The 21,499-nt window shown below is 67.4% G+C and carries 17 protein-coding genes, 1 tRNA gene and 1 pseudogene; 11 read left to right on the top strand and 8 right to left on the bottom strand.

Going from position 1 to position 21,499, the window contains the following annotated elements; all coding sequences use genetic code 11:
* Positions 1–107: 107 nt before the first annotated feature.
* From groL to LBC97_08775, 3 genes are all read left to right on the top strand, one after another.
* Positions 108–1,730, top strand: a complete 1,623-nt coding sequence (gene groL / locus LBC97_08785) for a chaperonin GroEL (protein MDR2566134.1) — start codon at positions 108–110, stop codon at positions 1,728–1,730.
* Between the two features lie 170 nt (positions 1,731–1,900).
* On the top strand, positions 1,901–2,563 hold the full coding sequence (locus LBC97_08780) for a response regulator transcription factor (protein MDR2566133.1): 663 nt from the start codon (positions 1,901–1,903) through the stop codon (positions 2,561–2,563).
* A gap of 6 nt (positions 2,564–2,569) precedes the next feature.
* A complete protein-coding gene (locus LBC97_08775; GenBank protein MDR2566132.1) occupies positions 2,570–3,970 on the top strand; it encodes a hypothetical protein in 1,401 nt (466 codons plus the stop codon).
* Here the strand turns inward: LBC97_08775 and LBC97_08770 are convergent.
* The 4 genes from LBC97_08770 to LBC97_08755 all read right to left on the bottom strand — a co-directional run bounded on the left by LBC97_08770 (position 3,953) and on the right by LBC97_08755 (position 7,582).
* The gene (locus LBC97_08770) at positions 3,953–4,243 is read right to left on the bottom strand and encodes a WXG100 family type VII secretion target (protein MDR2566131.1); all 291 of its coding nucleotides are present in this window, start codon (positions 4,241–4,243) and stop codon (positions 3,953–3,955) included. The genes LBC97_08775 and LBC97_08770 overlap by 18 nt on opposite strands.
* Before the next feature lie 109 nt (positions 4,244–4,352).
* Positions 4,353–5,144, bottom strand: a complete 792-nt coding sequence (locus LBC97_08765) for a hypothetical protein (protein ID MDR2566130.1) — start codon at positions 5,142–5,144, stop codon at positions 4,353–4,355.
* A 273-nt stretch (positions 5,145–5,417) separates the two neighbouring features.
* On the bottom strand, positions 5,418–6,848 hold the full coding sequence (locus LBC97_08760) for a HAMP domain-containing histidine kinase (protein ID MDR2566129.1): 1,431 nt from the start codon (positions 6,846–6,848) through the stop codon (positions 5,418–5,420).
* Entirely contained in the window at positions 6,845–7,582 is a 738-nt protein-coding gene (locus tag LBC97_08755) for a response regulator transcription factor (protein MDR2566128.1), read from the bottom strand. Before LBC97_08755 ends, LBC97_08760 begins: the two co-directional genes overlap by 4 nt.
* Positions 7,583–7,740: 158 nt before the next feature.
* Between LBC97_08755 and LBC97_08750 the strand changes: the two genes are divergently transcribed.
* Both LBC97_08750 and LBC97_08745 read left to right on the top strand, forming a co-directional pair.
* Positions 7,741–8,124 carry a cold shock domain-containing protein gene (locus LBC97_08750; protein ID MDR2566127.1) on the top strand — a complete coding sequence of 128 codons (384 nt, stop codon included), beginning with the start codon at positions 7,741–7,743 and terminating at the stop codon, positions 8,122–8,124.
* Positions 8,125–8,126: 2 nt separating this feature from the next.
* Complete coding sequence (locus LBC97_08745) at positions 8,127–8,915, top strand: DUF3027 domain-containing protein (protein MDR2566126.1); 789 nt, start codon at positions 8,127–8,129, stop codon at positions 8,913–8,915.
* A gap of 43 nt (positions 8,916–8,958) precedes the next feature.
* Here LBC97_08745 and LBC97_08740 read toward each other — a convergent pair whose 3' ends face one another.
* Positions 8,959–9,174, bottom strand: coding sequence for a hypothetical protein (locus tag LBC97_08740; GenBank protein ID MDR2566125.1), 216 nt, complete (start codon positions 9,172–9,174; stop codon positions 8,959–8,961).
* Positions 9,175–9,265: 91 nt separating this feature from the next.
* Here LBC97_08740 and LBC97_08735 point away from each other — a divergent pair, with 91 nt between their 5' ends.
* From LBC97_08735 to LBC97_08720, 4 genes and pseudogenes are all read left to right on the top strand, one after another.
* Entirely contained in the window at positions 9,266–10,744 is a 1,479-nt protein-coding gene (locus LBC97_08735; GenBank protein ID MDR2566124.1) for an NCS2 family permease, read from the top strand.
* 184 nt (positions 10,745–10,928) lie between these two features.
* Complete coding sequence (locus LBC97_08730; GenBank protein ID MDR2566123.1) at positions 10,929–12,350, top strand: MFS transporter; 1,422 nt, start codon at positions 10,929–10,931, stop codon at positions 12,348–12,350.
* A 9-nt stretch (positions 12,351–12,359) separates the two neighbouring features.
* Positions 12,360–13,649: an MFS transporter gene (locus tag LBC97_08725; protein ID MDR2566122.1), complete on the top strand. Its 1,290-nt coding sequence runs from the start codon at positions 12,360–12,362 to the stop codon at positions 13,647–13,649.
* An 84-nt stretch (positions 13,650–13,733) separates the two neighbouring features.
* A pseudogene (locus tag LBC97_08720) lies at positions 13,734–14,321 on the top strand (metal-dependent transcriptional regulator).
* A 161-nt stretch (positions 14,322–14,482) separates the two neighbouring features.
* Here LBC97_08720 and LBC97_08715 read toward each other — a convergent pair.
* Positions 14,483–14,977 (bottom strand): YajQ family cyclic di-GMP-binding protein, encoded by a 495-nt coding sequence (locus tag LBC97_08715; protein ID MDR2566121.1) that lies wholly within the window; start codon positions 14,975–14,977, stop codon positions 14,483–14,485.
* 120 nt (positions 14,978–15,097) lie between these two features.
* Entirely contained in the window at positions 15,098–15,484 is a 387-nt protein-coding gene (locus LBC97_08710; GenBank protein MDR2566120.1) for a YbjQ family protein, read from the bottom strand.
* Positions 15,485–15,627: 143 nt separating this feature from the next.
* Between LBC97_08710 and LBC97_08705 the strand changes: the two genes are divergently transcribed.
* Positions 15,628–15,713 (top strand) — tRNA-Tyr (locus tag LBC97_08705).
* Positions 15,714–15,863: 150 nt separating this feature from the next.
* Here the strand turns inward: LBC97_08705 and LBC97_08700 are convergent.
* Positions 15,864–20,546, bottom strand: a complete 4,683-nt coding sequence (locus LBC97_08700) for a PKD domain-containing protein (GenBank protein MDR2566119.1) — start codon at positions 20,544–20,546, stop codon at positions 15,864–15,866.
* A gap of 342 nt (positions 20,547–20,888) precedes the next feature.
* Here LBC97_08700 and LBC97_08695 point away from each other — a divergent pair.
* Positions 20,889–21,499: hypothetical protein (locus tag LBC97_08695; protein ID MDR2566118.1), on the top strand; the 611-nt coding region annotated here is incomplete at its 3' end.

Below are 21,499 nucleotides of genomic sequence, written 5' to 3'. Positions count from 1 at the left end.
GGTGAGGTCCTGTCCGGCCAGCGTGACGTGAACGCGGGTCGGCGGGGCCGTCCGTCGCGGGCACCCGGTTCACCCTTGGCAACCAAGCAAAGGAAACGAAAAGACGAATGGCTAAGATCATTGCCTTCGATGAGGATGCCCGCCGTGGCATGGAACGCGGCCTAAACGAACTGGCCGACACGGTCAAGGTCACCTTGGGGCCCAAGGGCCGCAACGTGGTCTTGGAGAAGAAGTGGGGAGCCCCCACCATCACGAATGACGGCGTGTCGATCGCAAAAGAGATCGAACTGGAGGAGCCTTTCGAGAAGATCGGCGCCGAACTGGTCAAGGAAGTCGCCAAGAAGACTGACGACGTGGCGGGCGATGGCACCACCACCGCAACCGTCTTGGCCCAGGCCCTGGTGCGCGAAGGTTTGCGCAACGTGGCCGCCGGCGCCAACCCGATCGCCCTCAAGCGGGGGATCGACCAGGCCGTCGATGCCGTCGTCAAGACTCTGTTGGCGCAGGCCAAGGAAGTGGAGGGCAAGGACGAGGTAGCAGCCACGGCCTCGATCTCCGCCGGCGACCCGGCGATCGGTTCCCTGATCGCCGAGGCTATGGACAAGGTTGGCAACGAGGGTGTCATCACCGTTGAGGAGTCCAACACCTTTGGCCTGGAACTCGAGCTGACGGAGGGCATGCGTTTCGACAAGGGTTACCTGTCGATGTATTTCCAGACCGACGCCGAGCGTCAGGAAGCCGTGCTGGAGGAGCCCTACATCCTGTTGGTCGAATCCAAGATCAGCTCGGTCAAGGACCTGCTCCCGCTGCTGGAGAAGGTTTCGCAGGTGTCCAAGCCCCTGGCGATCATCGCCGAGGACGTGGACGGCGAGGCGCTGGCCCTGCTGGTGGTCAACAAGGTCCGCGGGTCCTTCAAGTCGGTGGCTGTCAAGGCCCCCGGCTTCGGCGACCGCCGCAAGGCGATGCTGCAGGACATGGCCGTGTTGACCGGCGCCCAGGTCATCTCCGAGACGGTTGGCCTCAAGCTTGAGAACACCACTCTCGACATGCTGGGCACCGCCCGCAAGGTGGTTGTGACCAAGGATGAGACCACGATCGTGGACGGCGGCGGCGACGCCGAGGCGATTGCCGGCCGGGTGGCCCAGATCCGGTCCGAGATCGAGGCGACCGACTCCGACTACGACCGCGAGAAGCTGCAAGAGCGTCTGGCCAAGCTGGCTGGCGGCGTGGCGGTCATCAAGGCCGGCGCGGCGACGGAGGTCGAACTGAAGGAGCGCAAGCATCGCATTGAGGATGCGGTCCGCAACGCCAAGGCGGCTGTGGAAGAGGGCATTGTGGCCGGTGGCGGCGTCTCGCTGCTGCAGGCCGGGAAGGACGCCTTCAAGGATCTGGAGCTCAGTGGCGACGAGGCGATTGGCGCCAACATCGTCAAGGTGGCCCTGTCCGCGCCCCTCAAGCAGATCGCCGAGAACGCCGGCCTGGAAGGCGGCGTGGTGGCCGAGCGGGTCGCCAACTCCCCGGTGGGCGTTGGGCTCAACGCCGAAACGGGCGAGTACGAGGACCTCATGGCCGCCGGCATTGCCGACCCGGTCAAGGTCACCCGTTCCGCGCTGCAGAACGCTGCCTCGATCGCCGGCCTGTTCTTGACGACCGAAGCGGTTGTCGCGGACAAGCCGGAGAAATCCGCGCCGGCCGCGCCGGACGGCGGCATGGGCGGGATGGACTACTGATCCCAGATCGGCAGTCTCACTGAGCAGTTTTGCGGGCCTGGGGCCAGTGTTTTCCGTGACACTGGCCCCAGGCCTTTTGTGCGCGAGTTGGGGCCCTGCTTGGGTGTATTCGGCTAGGGGCTGAGCAGGCAAACGTGCGCGCTCTAGGTAAAAGCGCTAGTTTGAGAGCCATGAACTCCCTGCCTGCGCCCGTGCGGATCGGGATCATCGAGGACGAGGACCTCCTGCGGTCAATGCTGACCGATCTGGCCTCCGCCCATGGAGGCCTGGAGGTGGTCGGGGCCGCTTCGGGGGCGGCTGACGCGCGCGCGAAGTTCCCGCCCGGGTCGGTCGACCTGGTGCTGATGGACGTGGTGCTGGGCGACGGCAACGGCGTGGCCCTGGGCGTTTCAATGCAGCGCGCCGACCCGAACCTGATAGTCATGCTGTTGTCCAGCCACGACGTGATGGACTTGGTGGTTTCGATCGGCTCCAACGTGCCGCGGCCGTGGTCCTACTTGTCGAAGCGTTCTTCGGTCACCAAGGACGTGCTTTTCCGCTCCATCGAGGCCGCCGCCCGCGGCGAGGTCATCCTGGACCCCGAGTTGGCCGAACGGTCCGCCGCACGGGAGGGAACGGCGGTCTCCCAGTTGTCCTCCGCCCAACTGCAGGTTTTGCGGCTGGTGGCCCAGGGCTTCTCCAACGCCACCGCCGCCGAATTGCTGGGCCTGTCCCGACGGTCGGTCGAGAACCACCTGCAGGCCATTTACCGCACCCTGGGCATCACCTCGCATGACGCGTCCCCCCGCGTCGCGGCGGTGTTGAGGTTCCTGCAGCAGACCTCCCGAAAATAGCGGCCTATGGCTCGTTGGCGGTGGCTGACCGACCGTGGGGGGGAACGGTGGGTCTATTTGACTTTCGCGGTCTCCATCATGCTGGTCATATCGCTGTCCCTGGTTCTGGAATGGTTCGCCGTCTGGAACTGGGCGTCGCTCGTCATCACTGATTCGCCAGTCGAAGGGACCTACATCTTCGGCATTTGGTCCTTCGCCTTTGTGCCGGCGTTGCTGGGCGCCGCCGGCGTGGTGCCGTTCTATCCCGCTGGCGAATCTTGGACCTGGCGTCTGACCGTCGCGCTCATCTTCTCAGTGGGGGCCGGCGCCCTGCGCTTCGGCGTTGAAATGGCCGTGTGGGGCAGAGCCTTCATGGTGGGCCCTTGGGTGTTGGAGGGGCTCTTAGCCGTGGCGGTGCCGTTTAGCTGCATCACGGTGTCCATGTATTTGGCGAAATCCCAGGTCCGCGCCGTCCAAGCGGAACGGCTGATGGCGGAAATGGAGTTTGAGGCTCGTGCCGCCGCGCTGGAACGCGAGAACGCCGAACTCAAGGTGCGCCGGGAGATCTCTGCGGTGCTCCACGACCAGGTGCAGCAGCGGCTGGTCTTCGCCGCCAGCCGCTTGCAGAGCGAGGTCATCCCGATGGCGGAACTCAACGACGACCAAGTGGCGATCAGCTTGCTGCGGGAGATCATCCAGGACATTGACCACCTCCGCGAGGACGACGTGCGGCAGCTCTCCCACTCGCTCTTTCCGGTTGGCGCCGACATTGGCCTGCATCAGGCCATGGCGTTGGCGATCGGCCGGGTGCCCGCCAGCGTCTCGGTCGCCCTTGAGGTCTCTGAGAACGCCGCCGCTTTCGACACCGTTCTGGAGCCGGCTTTGGACGTCGGGTCGCGGGCGGTTGTTGTGTCGGTGCTCGACGAGGCGGTGACCAACGCCCTGAAGCACGGTTCGGCTCGGTCCATCACGGTCGCCTTGGACTTGGCGGATGACAGCCCCGCCCGGCGGCTGGTCTTGACAGTCAGCAACGACGGCCAGCCTTTGGCTGATGGCGCCCGCCCGGCCGGCGGTCTGGCGGGACACCAACTGCGCCTTGAAGCCCGCGGCGGCGGCCTGGAGCTGCGAATGAACGAGTCGGGCCAAACCGAGCTGTCCGCTTGGCTGCCTTTGCCGGAGCCGCCGGAGCAACCGGAACAACCGAAACAACTGGAGCCCACAAAACCGACCGAGCCACCGGAACAGCTACACCAGCCGAAGCCGGCAAAGCCGCCGGGAAACCCGCAATATCCGGAGCCGCCGGAACCTCCAGACCGGCCGGAGCCGACAGAGCCGACGAGGGCTGCTTCAAGGGGCCTAGCCCCCGGTAATGCCGAACCTGACGGCCCCGCAGCGCCAGGCGAGGCCGCGTCAGCGGGCGAACAGTGACGTGTTCGCCTGTTCAACCTCCGCGTAGCCTTGGCTCGCCGCCACGAGCGCCTGGCTGAGCGAGGCGAGGGCTTCTTCGACTGTGCGCTGGGCGCCCCGCCATTGCTCCATCGCGCCGGCGAAGGCGTTGGCCGCCGCGCCAGTCCAAACGCTGGCGAGTTCGGCGCAGTGGCCGTTCAGGGTGGCGATCTCCGATTGGATCGCGCCGATTGACCCGTTGGCGGCTCCGGCGACCACCGACAGAGTCTCAGAATTGACTTGGAAAACGCTCATGGGCTCCCGCTCCTGTCTTGAACAGGCCGCCGTTTGCGGCCCTGACCAGCACACTAAGGCGCGGGCAGGGCGGCTGCAGGGCAGAAACAAAAGCCGTGTGGACAACCGCTCAAACCGAGGAGAGGCGGCCGTCCACGGTCAAGGAGCCGCCCAGCGATCCGGAGGCGGTGCGCACGGTGGTCGCGCTCGCCGACGGGTGCATGCTTGGGGCGGTCAGCGTAGCCAGGTCGCGCTCCGCACGGGATAGCTCCGCCTCAATGTTGTTGCGGGCCGCGTCCTCCCAGGCCGCCGTTCCCGAGGTGAGGAAGAGGCGTTCCTTGCCCAGCCATCCCCGGAGCGCCGCAATCCTGGCCTCAAGGATCGTTTGGGGAGGTTCGTCGCCGCATTCGGCCCGGACTGCCTGGGCGTAGAGCCGGTAGGTGCGCGGGTCGGAGGCTAGCACGGCCCGTTCCGCGTCGCACAGGACGGCCAGGTCGGGATCCTTGATGTGGGGGGGCCGGGCGCCCAGTTGTGTGATGAGGGCCCGAACCCGGAGCGTTTTCGCCTCAGGTAACTCCAAATGCCGCAGTTGCCCCTCGGCCAGTTCGGCGGAGCGTTCCTGGTCCTCGCCCCAAGCGTGGTGGCGGGCCTCGCCGCCGACGTTCGACAGGATGGCGCCATGGTAAAACGCGGCCAGCCGGACCAAGCACGGGCAGGAAGCCTCCTGCGACAGTTCATCGATCTTTTCCAACACGGTGATCAGGTGGCTCAACCCGTGGAAGGACCTAGCGGGATTGGCCCAGCGCTCCAGAAGCTTCGACCCAAGCCGGGACATCTCGTCGGCGGATGCGGGCGACCCGGCCTCAACCAGGGCTCTCGACCAAACTGCCAACAGCCAATCCGGAATCTCGGTGTGGCCCACGGTGCCCAGTCACCTCAACTAATCGAAGTGTCCCCTAAAGCTATCCTGCCAAGGAGAGGTAAAGGCTAGCCCTAGAGTGGGCCGGGAAGCGGCCCTGAGAAATACTAACTCAAGATGGGACTATTTGACTCCGTTCGGCTTGTCCGAATCCGGTGACGGGCAAGCGCGGAAGCCACAGCGCGTCTCGGCTGCGGAAAAGAGGAGCAGGGTGATCCCGCACCCACGGGACTGGAAGCAGACGGAGCCGCGTCTCTTCGGTCAAACCCGCCGTTCTCAGGTGCCGGAATCCGGGGCGGGGAGCGTGACCCGGAAGGTGGCACCCCCGCCTGGGGTTTCAACGACCTCGACTTGGCCGCCGTGGGCGCCCACCAGGCCCGCCACGATGGCCAGGCCCAGGCCGCTGCCGCCCAGGTCGCGCGAGCGCGAATCGTCCAGGCGGAAGAAGCGGTCGAAGACACGCTCGCGCTTGTCGGCGGGGATGCCGGGGCCGTGGTCCCGCACTTCGATCACGGCGCCTGCCTGCGCCCAGTGGCCGATCGCCACCTCGATGGGCGAGCCGGCTGGCGTGTACTTGACGGCGTTGGCCATCAGGTTCGTCAAGACTTGCCGCAGGGCGGCTTCCTCCGCCGGGAACGGCGGGACCGGTTCAGCCGGGCCGAGCAGGCGGATCGCGCGGCCGGGATCCAGAGCCTCCGCGTCCGCCACCGCGTCCGCCGCGAGCGCCAACAGGTCGACCGGGGCCAGGCGGAGCGCTTGGGCCTCCGCCAAGCGGGTCAGAGTCGACAGGTCGCCGACCATCGCCCCCATTCGGGCCGCCTCGTCCTCAATCCGCTTCATGGCGCCCGCCAGGGCTTCGTGTTGTTCAAGGCCCCCAATCCGATAAAGCTCGGCGTACCCCCGGATCGCGGCCAACGGCGTCCGCAGCTCATGCGAGGCGTCCGAGATAAAGGTCCGCATCCGCGCCTCAGAGGCGCTCTGGGTGGCGAAGGCGGCCTCGATTTGGGTCAGCATCGCGTTGAGCGAATCCGTCAAGTGGCCCACCTCCGTGCCCGGCTGGGCGGGCGGCATCCGGGTGGTCAAGTCCCCGCCAGCGATCTGGGCGGCGGCCGCCTCGACGTGGCGCAAGGGCCGCAGGGACCGGCGCACCATGGCGTAGCCGGTGGCGGTGGCCGCCACCGCGACCGCCAGGGTCAGCCAGACCACCAACAGCGCCACCTGCCGGGTGGTGTCGTTGACGGAGTCGAGGGGCAGCGCCAGGACCACCGACTGGGTCTCGAACGGACTGCGGGCCAGGGTGGCCAGACAGCGCCATTGGCCGCCGGAAGCCGTTGAGGCAACAGTGAAAGGCTCCCCCGCCCGGTCCTGCGTCCGTTCCGCGGGCAGGTCGTCGAGGGCTGGCAGCTTGGACGAATCGTGGCCCCAGCCGGCGAACTGGTCGAGGGGGGCGCCATCGGCGGCGAAAACCATCACCACGTAGTCGGACGGGCCGGACATGGCGGCGTCCAGTTGGCTGCCGGCGGCCAAGCTGGAGAGCGTCTGCGCCAATTGGCGGTCGAGTTCCGCCACCAGCTTGAGGCGCAACACCACCGTTGTGACGGTGCCGACCAAGGCCAGCCCCACCACCACCAGGCTGGCGATGATGATCGCCAGTTTGACGGGCAGCGGCTGGCCAGGGCGGGCCTTGGGAGCGCTCGTCTGGGTCATGGGCGAGCCGTTGGCGCCGCCTCGGGGGCCGGTCGCAGAACGTAGCCGAAACCCCGCTTGGTGTGGATGAGCGGGGGTAGTTCCCGCCCGTCCGGCCGCACGTCCAGTTTGCGCCGGAGGTAGGAGACGTAGCTTTCGACGATGCCGTCGTCCCCGACCCAGCCGTACTCCCACACGTGGTCCAAGATTTGGGCTTTCGACAGCACGTGGCCAACGTTGACCATCAGGTAGCGGAGCAGCTTGAACTCGGTGGGGGACAGTTCGACCTCCACCCCGGCGCGGCGGACCTCATGCGAATCGTCGTCGAGTTCCAGGTCGCCGACCCGCATGACGGCGTCTTCGGCGCCCGCAGCCGGGCGGGTGCGCCGGAGGACGGCCTTGATGCGGGCGATGACCTCCTCCAAACTGAACGGCTTGGTGACGTAGTCATCGCCGCCCACGGTCAGCCCGTGCAGCTTGTCCTCGATCTGATCGCGGGCGGTCAGGAACAACACGGGCACGTTTTCCCCCAACTCGTGCAGCCGGTGGGTAACCGCGAAGCCGTCCATGTCCGGCAGCATCACATCCAGCACCAACAGGTCTGGGGAGTGCTCCAAGACGGCGGCGACCGCCTCCCCGCCGGTGGCCACGGTCTCCACTTGGAAGCCCGCGAACTTCAGCGAGGTGGCCAGAAGATCGCGGATGTTCGGCTCGTCGTCCACCACAAGCAGTTTGGCGATTGGCGTAGGCGTCATGGATTCAGTCTGGCCGGGTTTCCTGGTAAACGTCTATGAGACGTCTGAACAAAAGCTGGGAGCGAACTGGGCGCGACGGGCCGCGGCGGACGGCGAACGCCGCGAACCGGTAACCTTAGATGATCGTTTCAGTCCACCCAGGTTTTCAGGAGGTTTGCGTGCCCAGCGGCAAGGTCAGGTTCTTTGACGAGGGCCGCGGTTTCGGTTTCATCACTGGCGAGGACGGCAGCGATGTGTTCCTGCACGCCAGCGCGTTGCCTGCGGGCGTGACCGCGCCGCGCCCCGGCACCAAGGTGGAGTATGACGTGGCGGACGGCAAGCGCGGGCCGTCCGCGCTGGCGGTCCGGTTGCTGGCCGCCCCGCCCTCGGTGGCGAAAGCCCACCGCAAGAAGCCGGAAGACATGGTCGTGATCATTGAAGACCTGATCAAGGTCCTTGACGACACCTCCAACACCCTGCGCCGGGGACGGTATCCGGAGAGGCGCTCGGCGACCAAGGTGGCCGGACTGCTGCGGGCTGTGGCGGGGGACTTGGAAGCGTGACGGTGACCACGGCATCGGGCAAGGTGAAGGGGGTTCGGCGGGCCAAAGCGGACGCGTACCTGTCCTCTCGGGAAGCGCAAGAGTTGGCCCGGCAGGCCCTTGGCGAGATCACGAACGCCGCTGACGTGGGCGAATACCTGGGCCTGGAGATGGAAGGCGAAAGGGTTGGGACCCTGCGCTTCGCCTGCCTCCTGCCGGGCTACGTGGGCTGGAGTTGGGCTGTGACCATGGCGCGCGTGCCCCGCGGGCGGCACGCCACGGTCTCTGAGACGGAGCTGCTGCCGGGCGACGGCGCCCTGCTGGCCCCCGCCTTTGTGCCTTGGGCCGACCGGTTGGAGCCGGGGGACGTCCGCCCCGGTGACGTGCTGCCGCACATCCTGGACGACCCTCGGCTGGAACCCGGTTATACGGCGACCGATGACGCCGATGCCGACCGGCTGGTGATCTGGGAGTTGGGTTTGGGAAGACCGAGGGTGCTCTCCGTCCTTGGGCGCTCAGAGGCCGCCACGCGCTGGTACGCGGGCGTCCACGGACCGGCCGCCGCCGAGGCGGTCAAGGCCGTGGCCCACTGTTCGACCTGCGGTTTTGTCACGCCCCTGGCGGGCGCGCTGAGGTCGGTGTTCGGGGTCTGCGCCAACCAGTGGTCGCCGCGCGACGGCTCTGTGGTCTCCTACGACCACGGTTGCGGCGCGCATTCGGAGACTGACGTCGCCCGCACCGCCACGCAATGGCCCGCCAACAGCCCAATGGTGGACGATTCGTCGATCGTGCCCGTCTCGCTGGACCGGTAGCGCGGGTCCGGTTCGCGCCGGCGCGCCGCAGACCGGCCGTCGATCAGTCGCGGCGGGCGCGCCAAGAATGCTTGGAATAAACCACGCCCGCTATCCCCAGGACCACGCCGACGCCGCACACCCAGATCCAGACCCGCGCCTGGTAGACGCCCGTCAGGTCGAGCGCCACCAACACCGCCAAGGCGAGCGCCCACAGCCCCGTGCCGATCCCGAAAAGCAGGGGATGGTTGATCTCAACGGGCGGAGGGAGCGTGCTCACATCCCGCATCCTAACCCACCCAGGGCGCACTCCTTGGGGCCCGTCCGGCGGTGTTTGGCGTTGGCAACACCGATCTGCGAGAATCGCCGTCATGGCAAAGTCTGCTCCCTCCCGGCCGTCTCCCAAAGCCGTTCCCAAAGGTCCCATAGACCGCTACTTCAAGATCACCGAGCGAGGCTCGACCATTGGCCAGGAGGTGCGCGGCGGCCTGGTCACGTTCTTCGCCATGAGCTACATCATTGTGCTCAATCCTCTGATCCTGTCCGGCGCGCCGTCCTCCGCCGGCACCTTCATTGGCGGCGGCGAGGAAGCCAACCTGGGCACGGTGGCGGCCGGCACGGCGTTGATCGCCGGGATCATGACGATCGCGATGGGCCTGGTGGCGAACTACCCCATGGCGATCGCGGCCGGGCTGGGCATCAACGCCGTTGTCACGTTCACCCTGGCCCAATTGCCGGACATGACTTTTGCGGATGCCATGGGCGTGGTGGTGCTTGAGGGCGTCATCATCTTGATCTTGGTGCTGACCGGGTTCCGCGAGGCCGTTTTCAAGGCCGTGCCCGCGCAACTGAAGATTGCCATCTCGGTCGGCATAGGGCTGTTCATCGCGCTGATCGGCCTGGTCGACGCCCGTTTCGTCACCCCCGCCAGCGGCACGCCGCTGCAACTGGGCGGTTCCGGGACCCTTGGCACCTGGCCGGTCTTAGTCTTCGTGGTCGGCCTGGTGATCGCGATCATCCTGATGGTGCGGAAAGTGCGGGGCGCGCTGCTGATCGCCATTGTCGCCGCCACCGTGCTGGCCGTCATTGTGGAGGCGGTCGCCAAACTGGGGCCCGCAGTGGAAAACGAGAAGGGCTGGAACTTGAACGTGCCCAAGTTCAGCGGCGTCTTCGAGTTACCCGATTTCTCCATCCTGGGCCAATTCTCGATTGTCGGCGCCTTCCAGAAGCTCGGCCTGTTGACGCTGGTCTTGATGGTGTTCTCCCTGCTGCTGGCCGACTTCTTCGACACCATGGGAACAATGGTGGCGATCGGCGCCGAAGGCGGTCTGCTCGACAAAGAGGGCAACCCGCCCAAGACGAAGCAGATTCTGATTGTCGACTCGGTGGCGGCGATCGCGGGCGGCGCGGGCGGCGTGTCCTCCAACACCGCGTACATCGAGTCGGCCGCGGGCGTGGGCGACGGCGCCCGCACCGGCTTCGCCAACATTGTCACCGGGCTGCTGTTCTTGCTGGCGACGTTCTTGTCGCCCCTGGTCAACGTGGTCCCCTACGAGGCCGCCACGCCCGCCCTGGTGGTGGTCGGCTTCCTGATGATGATGCAGGTCAGCGGGATCTCCTGGAAGAACTACGAGATCGCCATTCCGGCCTTCCTGACCATCATCCTGATGCCGTTCGCCTACTCGATCACGGCGGGGATTGGCGCCGGATTCGTCTCCTTCGTCATCATCAAGGCGGCGGTCGGCAAAGCCAAACAAGTGCATCCGCTGATGTGGGTGGCCAGCGTGCTGTTCGTGATCTATTTCGCGCTTGAGCCTATACGTGTGGTTCTGCGCTCGCTAGGCTGGTAGGCGCATACTCTCGAGGGCCGGTGCTGACCCGGCCGGGACATTTGCGGTGTTCGTGTTCATCCGGCAGCGGATGAACACGAAAACGAACCGTGGCCCGTCCCGGCGAGCGTGTTCCGACACGCTGGCAGCCCGGCCCTGGGGTCTTTAATCGGCGCCCCAACCGGCGCGTTCTTTGAGGAAGGTTATGAGCGGGACGTTCGCGTCGTTCGCTGTTCGGAACTATCGGCTCTGGTTCTTCGGGGCTCTGTTTGGCAACACCGGCACCTGGATGCAGCGGGTGGCCCAAGACTGGATTGTCCTGACGGTCTTCTCCGACGACAACGGCTTGGCGGTCGGCATTGTCACCGCCCTGCAGTTTGGGCCAACCCTGGTGATTTCGCCGATCGGCGGCCTCTTGGCCGACCGGTGGAACCGGCGCCTGGTCTACACGATTACCCAATCCACGCAGGCGGTGCTGTCCTTCATACTTGGCGGACTGCTGCTGGCCGGGCACATGAACCTGCCGGGCATCTACGTTTTCGCGGTGTTGAGCGGCACCGTGGCCGGGTTCGAGGCGCCGTTCTTCCAGACCTTCGTGGGCCAACTGGTTGGCGGCCGCCTCCTGGCCAACGCGGTCGGCCTGAACTCGGCGAATTTCAACGTGGCGCGCATGATCGCGCCCGCCACGGCCGGGTTGGCGCTGGCGGCCTGGCCGTCAGGTTGGGTGTTCATGGCCAACGGCCTCAGCTTCGTGTTCACTGTTGGCGCCATGGCCATGATGCGGGTGTCTGAATTCAAGCCGATGCCGTCCGCGACCCGCGCGAAGGGACAACTGCGGGCCGGACTGCGCTACGTCCGCCACCGGACCGACATCCAAGTCATCCTGGTGGTGATCGGGGTGGTCTCCTGCTTCGGCCTGAACTCGCAGCTGACCATGGGTGTGATGGCGCGAGGCGTGTTCGACAGGCAGGCTGGCGAATACGGGATCCTCGGATCGCTGTTCGCCGTCGGAGCGGTCTTTGGCGCCCTCCTGGCCGCCCGCCGCCGCCGCCCCCGCGTCCGCCTGGTCATCGGTTCGACCATCGCGTTCGGCCTGGCCGCCGGCGTCTCTGCGGTGACGCCGACCTATTGGACCTATGCCGCCAGCGGCGTGCTGGTCGGCGCGGCCACCCTCACGCTCATCACAGCGGCCAACTCGACTTTGCAGCTGTCCGTTCCGCCCGAGCTTCGCGGCCGCGTCCTGTCCATCTACATGATGGTCTTCCTCGGGGCCACTCCAATCGGCTCGCCGATTGTCGGCTGGATCGCCGACACCTGGGGGCCGCGCTGGTCGATCGGGGTCGGCGCGATCACCTCCCTGGCCATTGGGATAGCCGCGATGATCTGGGCCAAGGTCCACTGGAAAGTGGAAATCAAGTTCGACCACCTGCTGCCGCCGCACTGGTCGGTGGCCAACCCGGCCGCCGGGGAACACTTGCCGGACGAGTCCCATCCGGGCGAGGGCGCGACCGGCGAGGAGGCCGCGAGCGAACAAGGCGTTGGCGACCAATCGTCCCCCGCCCCTGACACACTGGGCGCCGGGCCAGACGACGAGCCGGGCGACGGCCAAAGCCGGCGGCAAGGCTAAGGTCACACCGTGGCGTCCATCTTCGCCGACATCACCCCGCTGAAACAGTCCGTCGATTACCGGCGGCTTTGGGCGGGTCAGGCCCTGGCGAACATCGGCGCCATGCTGACGGCCACGGCGGTTAGCCTCCAGGTCTACGACCTGACCGGGTCGTCGCTGGCGGTCGGGCTGGTCGGGGGCTTCGCGCTGGCGCCGGTGGTGTTGTTGGGGCTCTATGGCGGGGCGCTGGTAGACGCCCACGACCGGCGGAAAGTGGCTTTGGCGGCATCGTCCGTCATGTGGTTGGCGACCTTCGGGATTGTGCTGCAAGCCTACCTGCGGGCGGACTCCGTCTGGCTCCTCTACTTGCTGGTGGCGGTGCAGGCGGGCGCCGCGTCGGTGTCCTCGCCGGCGAGGAGCGCGATCATCCCGCGACTGGTGCCGCTGGAACAACTGCCCGCCGCCAACGCGCTCAACACCATGACGTTTTCGCTGGCGACCCTCTGCGGTCCGTTGGTCGGGGCCGCGCTGGTTGAGGCCGTTGGCTACGGGCCGACCTACCTGATCGACGCGGTGACTTTCACCGCCGCGCTCTACGCCCTTTTCCGGCTGCCCCCCATGCCGCCGCTGAAGGTGCCGGGGGCCGACGGGCGTGAGGTGAGCGGCTGGCGGTCCGTCTGGGAGGGTCTGCGGTTCCTGGCGGTGCGGCGGAACCTGCTCATGACCTTCCTGGCGGACTTTTGCGCCATGGTGCTGGCCTTCCCAAGGACCGCGTTTCCGGCCATCGCCGCAGTCATCATAGGCGGGGGCAAACCGACGGTCGGCGTGCTCGCGGGCTGTCTGGCGGTGGGCACCCTGGCCGCGTCGGTCCTGTCGGGGCCGGTTGGACGCTACCGCTGGCAAGGGCGCGGGGTGGTGGTCGCCGTGGGCGTTTGGGGAGTGGGGATCGTGCTGACCGGCCTGGTGCTGGTGGCCGCCGGCCGGACCAACCCGGACCACGTCATCTGGTGGGCGCTGGTCTGCGCGGGCGTTGGGCTGGCCGTGGCCGGGGCGGCGGACACGGTTTCCGCGGTTTTCCGGGGCACCATTTTGCAGGCCGCCACGCCGGACCACCTGCGCGGGCGCCTGCAAGGCGTGTTCATCGTGGTGGTGACGGGCGGACCGCGCCTGGGCGACATGGTCACCGGCTTCGACTCGGACCTGCTGGGCGAAGGCTGGGCTGTCGTGGCCGGAGGCGTGGCCTGCGTGGTCGGGGTGGCGCTCCTGACCCGCTGGCACCGCCCGTTTTGGCGTTACGATGCCCGCCACCCGGCGCCCTGAACGGGTACGCTGGACCGATTACGCTTGGAGCGGCGACCCCACCGGGGTGACCCGGCGACGGCGAAAGAGGGAGGGATGCGAGCGATGTCCGAACTGATCGACACGACCGAGATGTATTTGCGGACCATCTACGAACTCGAAGAAGAGGGTTTGACGCCCCTGCGCGCCCGGATCGCCGAGCGGATAGGGCATTCCGGCCCCACCGTCTCGCAGACTGTGGCCCGGATGGAGCGCGACGGACTGCTGGTGGTGGAAGAGGACCGCCACCTGCGGTTGACGGATCATGGCAGGGCCAGGGCGATCCAGGTGATGCGGAAGCACAGACTGGCTGAGCGGCTGCTGACGGACGTGATCGGGCTTGACTGGCCGCGGGTCCATGACGAGGCCTGCCGTTGGGAACACGTCATGAGCGAGGAAGTTGAGCGCCGGTTGCTGGAGATCCTGGGACATCCCGCGCATTCGCCCTACGGCAACCCAATTCCGGGCCTGGCGGAACTGGGCGACAACCAGTCGGTGGCGGAATTCATGTCCGGGGTGATCCGGCTGCCCGAAGCCCTTGACGAGGGCGCGACCGGGCCGTTCCGCGTGGTCCGGTTGGGGGAGAACCTGCAGACCAGTATTGACCTTATGGCCGAACTGGACGCGGCCGGGGTTCGCCCGGGCGCCGAGGTTCCAGCCCGGCTGGACGGCCGGTCAGTGGCCGTCGGCTCAGGCCCGGCCGAGGTCCGCCTCGACCCGGACACCGCCAAGCACATCTTCGTGGCGGCCTGAGGCGGCCGGCCGCCTCCGGGTCGGCCTGTCCCGGGCGGCCTGCCACGGTCAGCCCGTCCCGGTCAGCGGTAATTGACGAACTGGAGCGCCGCCTCGAAGTCCTTCTCCTTGACCAGGGCGATCACAGCCTGAAGGTCGTCACGGGACTTGGACGTGACCCGCAACTCGTCGCCTTGGATCTGGGTGCGCACGCCCTTCGGGCCTTCGTCGCGGATGGCTTTGGCGATCTTCTTCGCCATCTCCGCGCTCAGGCCCTCTTTCAGCCTCGCGTCGATCTTGACTTCTTTGCCGGATTGGCGCGGCTCGCCCGCGTCGATGGCCTTGAGCGACACCCCGCGCTTGATCAGCTTGGTCTGGAGCACGTCCAACACCGCTTTGACACGGTCCTCCGAATTGGCGGACATGACGATCAGCTCCTGTCCGCTCCACGCGATCGACGCGCCGGTGCCCTTGAAGTCGTAACGCTGTTGGACTTCCTTGGCGGCCTGGTTGAGGGCGTTGTCGACCTCTTGGCGGTCGATCTTGGAGACGATGTCGAACGAAGAGTCTTGAGCCATGCCCACCATTGTCCCACCGGCCGCCCGCCGGGCCGGTCCGGCAGACGGATCGGCCGCCCGCCTGAGAGTCCTGCGGCCGCGCCGCTGCCGCTCGCCAGCCCCCGCCGCGCCGCCCTGCGGCTAGCGCGGTTGCCCCGGCTGCGCGGCGGCGCTGGCGGACTGCGCCGTCGCACCCGGCATCCCCGCCGGGATGGGCGAGACGACTGCGGCCGTGCCGTACGCGCACAACTCCGTCCACGTGCCGCCCAGGTCGGACGCGTCGAATCGGACCGCGATCACGGCGTTCCCGCCCCTGGCCCCCGCCTCCGCCGTCATGCGGTTGGTCGCCTCCACCCGCGACTCGTAGAGGTTGGACGTCATGCCTTTCAGCTCGCCGCCCACCATCGCCTTGAGCCCCGCGCCCATTTGCGAAAACATGTCGCGCGACCGGACCGTCACGCCCATCACCTCGCCCAGGATGGCGTCGACCTGATATCCGGGAATCTCGTTCATGGTGACAACGATCATTTTGAACTCCTTTGGCTGGCGGGCTGGAAGCGCCGGAAAGCTGGCTCCGTCGCCGCCGGGCAGGACGCCCGAGGCGCCGATTTTCACCAGGCGCGCTTAACTAGTATGGTTGCTTGGCGCTGGCTCGTTCGCGGGTCGGCCCAGGCGGGTTGCCCGAGAGGCCAATGGGATCTGACTGTAAATCAGACGCGGAATCGCTTCGGGAGTTCGAATCTCTCACCCGCCACCAGCGGCTCCGGCCGTCACTTGCGTCGCGAAAGCACAGGGGCTATCGCAACGGGGACATTGATCTCCGCCTCGCGGAAAGGCTCTTCAACAACGCCGACGGCCCCCAGCCACAACAACGGGCTGGGGGCCGTCGGGCGTTGGCACAGGAATGCTAAAGCGTTGCCCGATGCCGTTTGGTTTGCCTCGCGCGCACCAAGGCGGCTCCCAGCCCCAGTAGGAGGGCCGCCAGAGCCGCAACCCCGGCCGCGCCTCCGGGACCCGTGATCGGCAGGGCCGGCGGAGCAGGCGGCGCCGAACCGCTTGGAGTCGGGGTGGGCGTCGGCGTGGGCTCGGGTTCCTGGGCGGGTTCGTATTCGACTAGTTCCACCGTGTCCGTGGGCGGCAACGTCGTTTGCCCCACCGGGCCCGTGCCCTCAACGAGGTCGCGGTCAGGGGTGTGGCCGTCCACGTCCGGTGTGGCCACCTCCGGGTAGCCTTCGGACGACCAGTACACCGTCACACCGGTCACGTCATCGGTGTCCGCGTACCACAACACCTCTTGCTCCACCGGCTCGGGGGTTGAGTCCCCCGCGCCGGTGTATTGCACAACCCGTGTCACAACCAGCGTGGACAGAGTGTGGTGGTGGGTCAGATGGACCGTGATGGTCTGCGCCTGGTTCTCGTCGTCGTCAAACGTCGCCACGTTGTCCAACGACGCGAACACGTAACCCGCGGGCACGCCCGCCAAAGCGTCGGCCTCGGTGAACCCGACTGGCGACAGCCTGGCGCCGATCAACGCCGTCCGGGACCCCGCCACCGGCACAACCGGCGCGCCGCCCAAGTCGTCGTCCACGTACACAACCGAAACCAGTTGCTCCGAGCCGGCCAAATACACCACGGTCACGACTGTGTCCACCGGGCGCACGGACGTCGAGGCCACCGGCGCGGTGGCCTCGACCACCAACGGGTCCGCCGTGAATCCGGGCACCACCGGGGAGGCGACCTCCGAATAGCCGCCCGGAGTGGAATACACCACATCCCCGGTCACGTCGTCGGCATCGGCGTACCACAGCAGGTCCTCGGCCACCGGGGCCGGGGTGGCCGCGCCGGCGCCCAGGTACTCGATGGTTCGGGTCACCGCCAAACTCGACTGGGTGTGGTGATGAGCCAGATGCACGGTGATGGTTTGCGCCTGGGAATCGTCGTCGTCGAAGGTGGCCACATTGTCCAGCGAGACGAACACGTAGCCGGCGGGAACGCCGGCGCGGGCTTCGGCCTCGGTGAACCCGACGGGCGACAACCGCGGACCGACCAAAGCGGTCCTTGTCCCGGCGAGGGGGACTACGGGAGCCCCGGCGGCGGCATCGTCCACGTAGACCACCGACACGGGCTGGGTCGGGATCGCCACCACGGTGGTCGAATCCGAAGCCTGGTTGTTCGCGGGCGACAAATCCGCCCCGTTCAAGCCGTCGTCCTCCACCCGCGCTTCAACCGACACCACGTCGCCGGGTTGGGTGCCGGGCAAAGGTGACCAGCCAACCGTGAAGCTCACGCTGTCACCGGCCGCCAACCCGAACGACGGCCATGTGACCACGTCCCCGCCGCCGCCCGTTGGGGCCGCCGCCGTGCCGGATCCGCTGATCGCGCCGAGTGTGAACGGACTGGTCGACTCCAACACCAAGTCGACGCCGGTGGCGTCCACCAATCCGTCGTTTGTCACCGTGACCGTGAACGTCCCGGCGCCGTCCAGGGGAACCTGGGTCAAGCCGTCGTCGACCGTCACGGAAAGGTCCGGGCGCTGCGTCACGGAGGCGACGCAACCCGCCAACAATCCGTCCAGAACGCCTTGCGGGTCGGCTGCGAACTGCGCGATGTCAAACCACTCTCCACCTGATCCGGTCGCCAGGTTCTGGTAGTCAATCGTGTCCACGCGCGGATTGATGACGGAGAACAGCGTCGCGTCGTTGTCCGCCAACGCCTGCGCCGTCTCGGCCACCGACACGTTGCGGATCTGCGTGTGCTCGTCGGCTAGCAGCACCAGGCAGGTGGCCGCCTCCGGGCGCACGCCCACACGGGAACCCAGGGCGTAAACGATCGCGTCTGTGCCCCATTCGTTGGCCCCGTTGCGCTCCAAGCGGCTCGTGGCCGCCGCGAAGTCGGCCAGCGAGTCGGTCGCGGGCAGGTCGATGTGCTCCACCTCGTTTGAATGCGCGTACGCGCCAAAGCCGACCAGCCCCAACTGGTAGTCGATCGACTGCGCGAGCGTGCCCGCAATGACGTTCAGGTTGGCGGCCACCGCGTCCTGGTAGGCCCCCATGGTCCAGGACTCGTCTACCACGAACACCACATCGCCCTGCGGTTTGCCGTAGGCCGACAAGTCGTTCGAGTCCAGCGCCGGACCGTAGGAGCCATCGGCGGCGCCAATCAGCTCTGCGGTCACCGGGGTGCCCGCCACCACCGGCACCCGCGCCTCGGCTACTCCGTCCGCGCCGGTGGTGACCGTCACCGAGTGGGTTCCAACCGACACCACCACCTGCGCGCCGGACAATTCTGTCCAGCCGGACTTGGCCCACGCCTTGACCCGCACGGTCACCTGGCCCTTGGACATGGTCCCGGCCACCGGGTAAACCGTTAGGTAGGACGGATTCGACGCCACCACCGTGACGGTGGCGGTGTCTTGGTCGCCCTCAGAGTCGGTCACCGTCAAAGACACCGGGTAGGCACCCGGCGTGCTGTACGTCCACTGCGGGTTCTGCGCGGTGGAGTCGACCGAGCCGTTGCCGTCGAAGTCCCATGCCCACGCCGCCACGGTGCGCCCGGCGGACGCCTGCGAGGAGTCGGTGAAGGACACCGGTGCCCCCACGTTGGGATTCGCCGGGTCGAACACGAAAGCGGCCGCCGGCCCGGTGCCTGCCGGCGGCGGCGAGACCTGGATTGTGAACAAATCCCAGGACGCGGTGGCGTAAAGGCCGCTGGCGTCTGTCACCTTGGCTTGAACGTCTTGCGGGCTCTTCGCGCTGCTGCCTGTCACCGTCAGAGTGTTGCCCGTGCCGACGGCCTGGCCGTTGACATACCACGTCACGGTCACCGCCTTGCCTTGGGTGTGGCCGGGGGTGACCGTGAGGGTCTTGGTGTCGCCGTGCCCAACGGGGAGCTCAGTGCCCGCCGCCGGGTCGGTCGCAGTGATCACGGGGTGCCCGGCGGGGTATGACACGTCCACCAGCGAGTAGCCCACCGCTTCCTTGCCGGTCGGGTCGGTCACCTTGGCGCCGATCCGCGTCAACCCCAGGTGGGAGGCGGCGACCGATGCCGTGGTGCCGGTCCCGTCGTCGAACTGCCCGTCCGCGTCGGTGTCCCAGGCGACCGTGTTGGCGGCGTTCGTGGCGGCCGTCAAGGCGATCGTGTCGCCCAGGGTCGCCTGGGCCGGGCCGGCGACCGTCACCGTCGGGTAAAAGGCGTAACCGGCCGCCGTCATGTCCGCGGTCAACTGGGCCGCGAAGCCATCGAACAGCGCGGCCACGCCCTCGAAGGCGTCCGCCAAGTCGGTCTCTTTGGCGGTCTCCTCGGCGTCCCAATCGGCGAACGATTGGTAGGCCTCGTCGTATGTGTCGTCGCTGGCCAGTTCTTGAGCCAATTGCGCCAGTTCGGCCTGGCCGGTGATCCCGTGGCTGGCCAACAGCCCCAACTCGTCGGAGGTGAAGGATCCCCCGGCCCTCAACCGTTGGCGCACCGCTTGGGCTTGGGCGTGGTCGGCGGCAGTCCAGCGGTCGTCAATGCCGGCTGCGATCGCGGCGGCGCGGGCGCCTTGCCCGGCCTCAAGAGCTTTGACTGCTTGGCGGGCGTAGGCTGAAATTGCTTTGGCCTGCGCCAACGCGGCTGAGGCATCCGGGTTGGTGCCGAGTTTGCCCTCGGCGCCTTGGTACTTCTCCAAAGCGTGCAAGAAACCTTCTGCGGCAGCCGCTTCATTAGCCGCCGCATAATAGAGGCTTTGATACGCTCGGCCGAGTTCGGTGCCGTTGTCGGTTTCCTCATAGGAGTCGATCGGCGGCGCGGAGACCGCCTGCGTGAAGGCCGGGTCGGGCGGGTCGTTGGCAATTCCCACGTCGATAGACCACGACCAGAGCGTGACCTCCTTCAAGATGCTGAGGTGGATCTTGTAGTAGGTGTACCGACCTCGGGCACCTAGCCGCGCTGCGGCGACGAGAGCCCAGGCCAATCCCTTCTTTTGCGCTCTTGCGGCTGCTGCGTCTTTGATATCTCGGATTGCCGCCTCTGCCGCGGGATCCGGCGGCCGGAGCGGATCGGGATCTGCCACCTTAAAAGCTGGCGACAAAATGGTGTCCGGGCCGTCGAAGTAGCCGTCTTGGCACACATCCTCCACCACGTCGTATTCGCCTCGCCCGATCTTCCCGCCGGGCGCGGTATAGCCAATGGTCAGCAATCCGATGTAGGAACCCATGGTCATGGGTATCGCCACGGTTGGTGCTCCCGCGACGTCGGTCAACTTCGACCCCGCTCCGACGGTGCCGTGTCTCACTATGTACAGATCCGACTGCACTATGTTGAGGGTGTCGCAGCCGGGCGTCAGAACCCCGTACTCGATGAAGATGTCCTCGTTAGGGCCGTATTCGAGTTGGGACATTTCGAAGTGCGCCGCGTCGGCGCGGCTGGGAGGTGCCGGGGCGGCCAGTGCCGCCGTGAGCACCAACCCGGAGGTCAGGCCGACGGCGACGGCACGGGTCCACCGGCGCGCGAACAGCTTGCGCGTCCGGCTCTTCAGCGGGCCGTCGGCGGAACCGGGCGTGGATTGGGTCGGGTCGGATGCGGGAAATGGTTTCGTTGCGCGTTGGAACATGGGCTGTGAACCTCACTGTGGCTATGGGCTAAGGCCCTGGGCGCGTGACCAGATGGGCTTTGGGCGCACCGTTGGGCGACTGGTGTCTTTTATAGACTAACTGTTTGTCAAACCCGTCCTGACCACGTTTTGGGGAGAGATACCCATTCGCCGCCGTCCGGTCGCCAGCTCAGTCAACGACGGCGGGGAACCGGCGTCGGTGACGCCATAATTGCAGGATGGCGATCGGTTATCACCTCCGGGGCGAGGGGTGGTGGCCGCGCTGCCGGTCGTGAGAGCCCCGCGGCCGGGCGGCTTGGCTGAACGCCGGCCCCGCGCCCACCGTTTCGGGAGGAGGCTCGCGTGAGCGCCTTGGCATTGGTCCTGGACGCGCTCGCCTGTCCCGTTTGCGCCCAGCCCTTCGCGTTGCCCGATGCCGTCGCCCCCGCATTGGTATGCCCCTCCCGGCACACGTTCAACCTGGCACGGGCGGGCTATGCCTCGCTGGTCAGGGGAGGTGCCCCGCGCCACGCGGCGGACAGCGTCGCGATGGTGCAGGCCAGGGCCAGTTTCTTGGCGCGCGGGCATTACCAGCCGATCGCCGCGCCCGTCGCCGAGGCGGTCGCGGAGGCTATCGGGAACGCCGAGTCCCGGCCTGATGCGAGACTCGCGCCGCAGCGCCAGCCCGCGGCGGAGTGTGAGACGACGCGCCGATCCGCGTCGAATCCCGAGCCTGGGCGGGGGTCCGGTCTGCGGGGGCGGATTGGCGAAGGCACGCCGGCGTTGGGATTCCCGCCTCTGATCCTGGACCTGGCCGGCGGCACCGGTTACTACCTGGCGGAGGTCCTCGACGCAATCCCGGCCGCGCGCGGCCTGGTGCTGGATCTGTCGCCCGCGGCCGCCAAACGCGCGGCCCGCTGCCATCCGCGCGCGGGCGCCGCGACCGCCGACGCCTGGGAGCGCCTGCCCCTGCG

The sequence above is a fragment of the Bifidobacteriaceae bacterium genome, assembly GCA_031281585.1.
GTDB lineage: Bacteria > Actinomycetota > Actinomycetes > Actinomycetales > WQXJ01 > JAIRTF01.
The sequence above is the reverse complement of the archived record's forward strand: the minus strand, read 5'-3'. Positions and strand labels throughout refer to the sequence as shown.

Coding starts and splice junctions, on each gene's coding strand:
- groL (MDR2566134.1), top strand. CDS start 108: ATGGCTAAGATCATTGCCTTCGATGAGGATGCCCGCCGTGGCATGGAA.
- LBC97_08780 (MDR2566133.1), top strand. CDS start 1,901: ATGAACTCCCTGCCTGCGCCCGTGCGGATCGGGATCATCGAGGACGAG.
- LBC97_08775 (MDR2566132.1), top strand. CDS start 2,570: ATGGCTCGTTGGCGGTGGCTGACCGACCGTGGGGGGGAACGGTGGGTC.
- LBC97_08770 (MDR2566131.1), bottom strand. CDS start 4,243: ATGAGCGTTTTCCAAGTCAATTCTGAGACTCTGTCGGTGGTCGCCGGA.
- LBC97_08760 (MDR2566129.1), bottom strand. CDS start 6,848: ATGACCCAGACGAGCGCTCCCAAGGCCCGCCCTGGCCAGCCGCTGCCC.
- LBC97_08755 (MDR2566128.1), bottom strand. CDS start 7,582: ATGACGCCTACGCCAATCGCCAAACTGCTTGTGGTGGACGACGAGCCG.
- LBC97_08735 (MDR2566124.1), top strand. CDS start 9,266: ATGGCAAAGTCTGCTCCCTCCCGGCCGTCTCCCAAAGCCGTTCCCAAA.
- LBC97_08730 (MDR2566123.1), top strand. CDS start 10,929: ATGAGCGGGACGTTCGCGTCGTTCGCTGTTCGGAACTATCGGCTCTGG.
- LBC97_08715 (MDR2566121.1), bottom strand. CDS start 14,977: ATGGCTCAAGACTCTTCGTTCGACATCGTCTCCAAGATCGACCGCCAA.
- LBC97_08710 (MDR2566120.1), bottom strand. CDS start 15,484: ATGATCGTTGTCACCATGAACGAGATTCCCGGATATCAGGTCGACGCC.
- LBC97_08700 (MDR2566119.1), bottom strand. CDS start 20,546: ATGTTCCAACGCGCAACGAAACCATTTCCCGCATCCGACCCGACCCAA.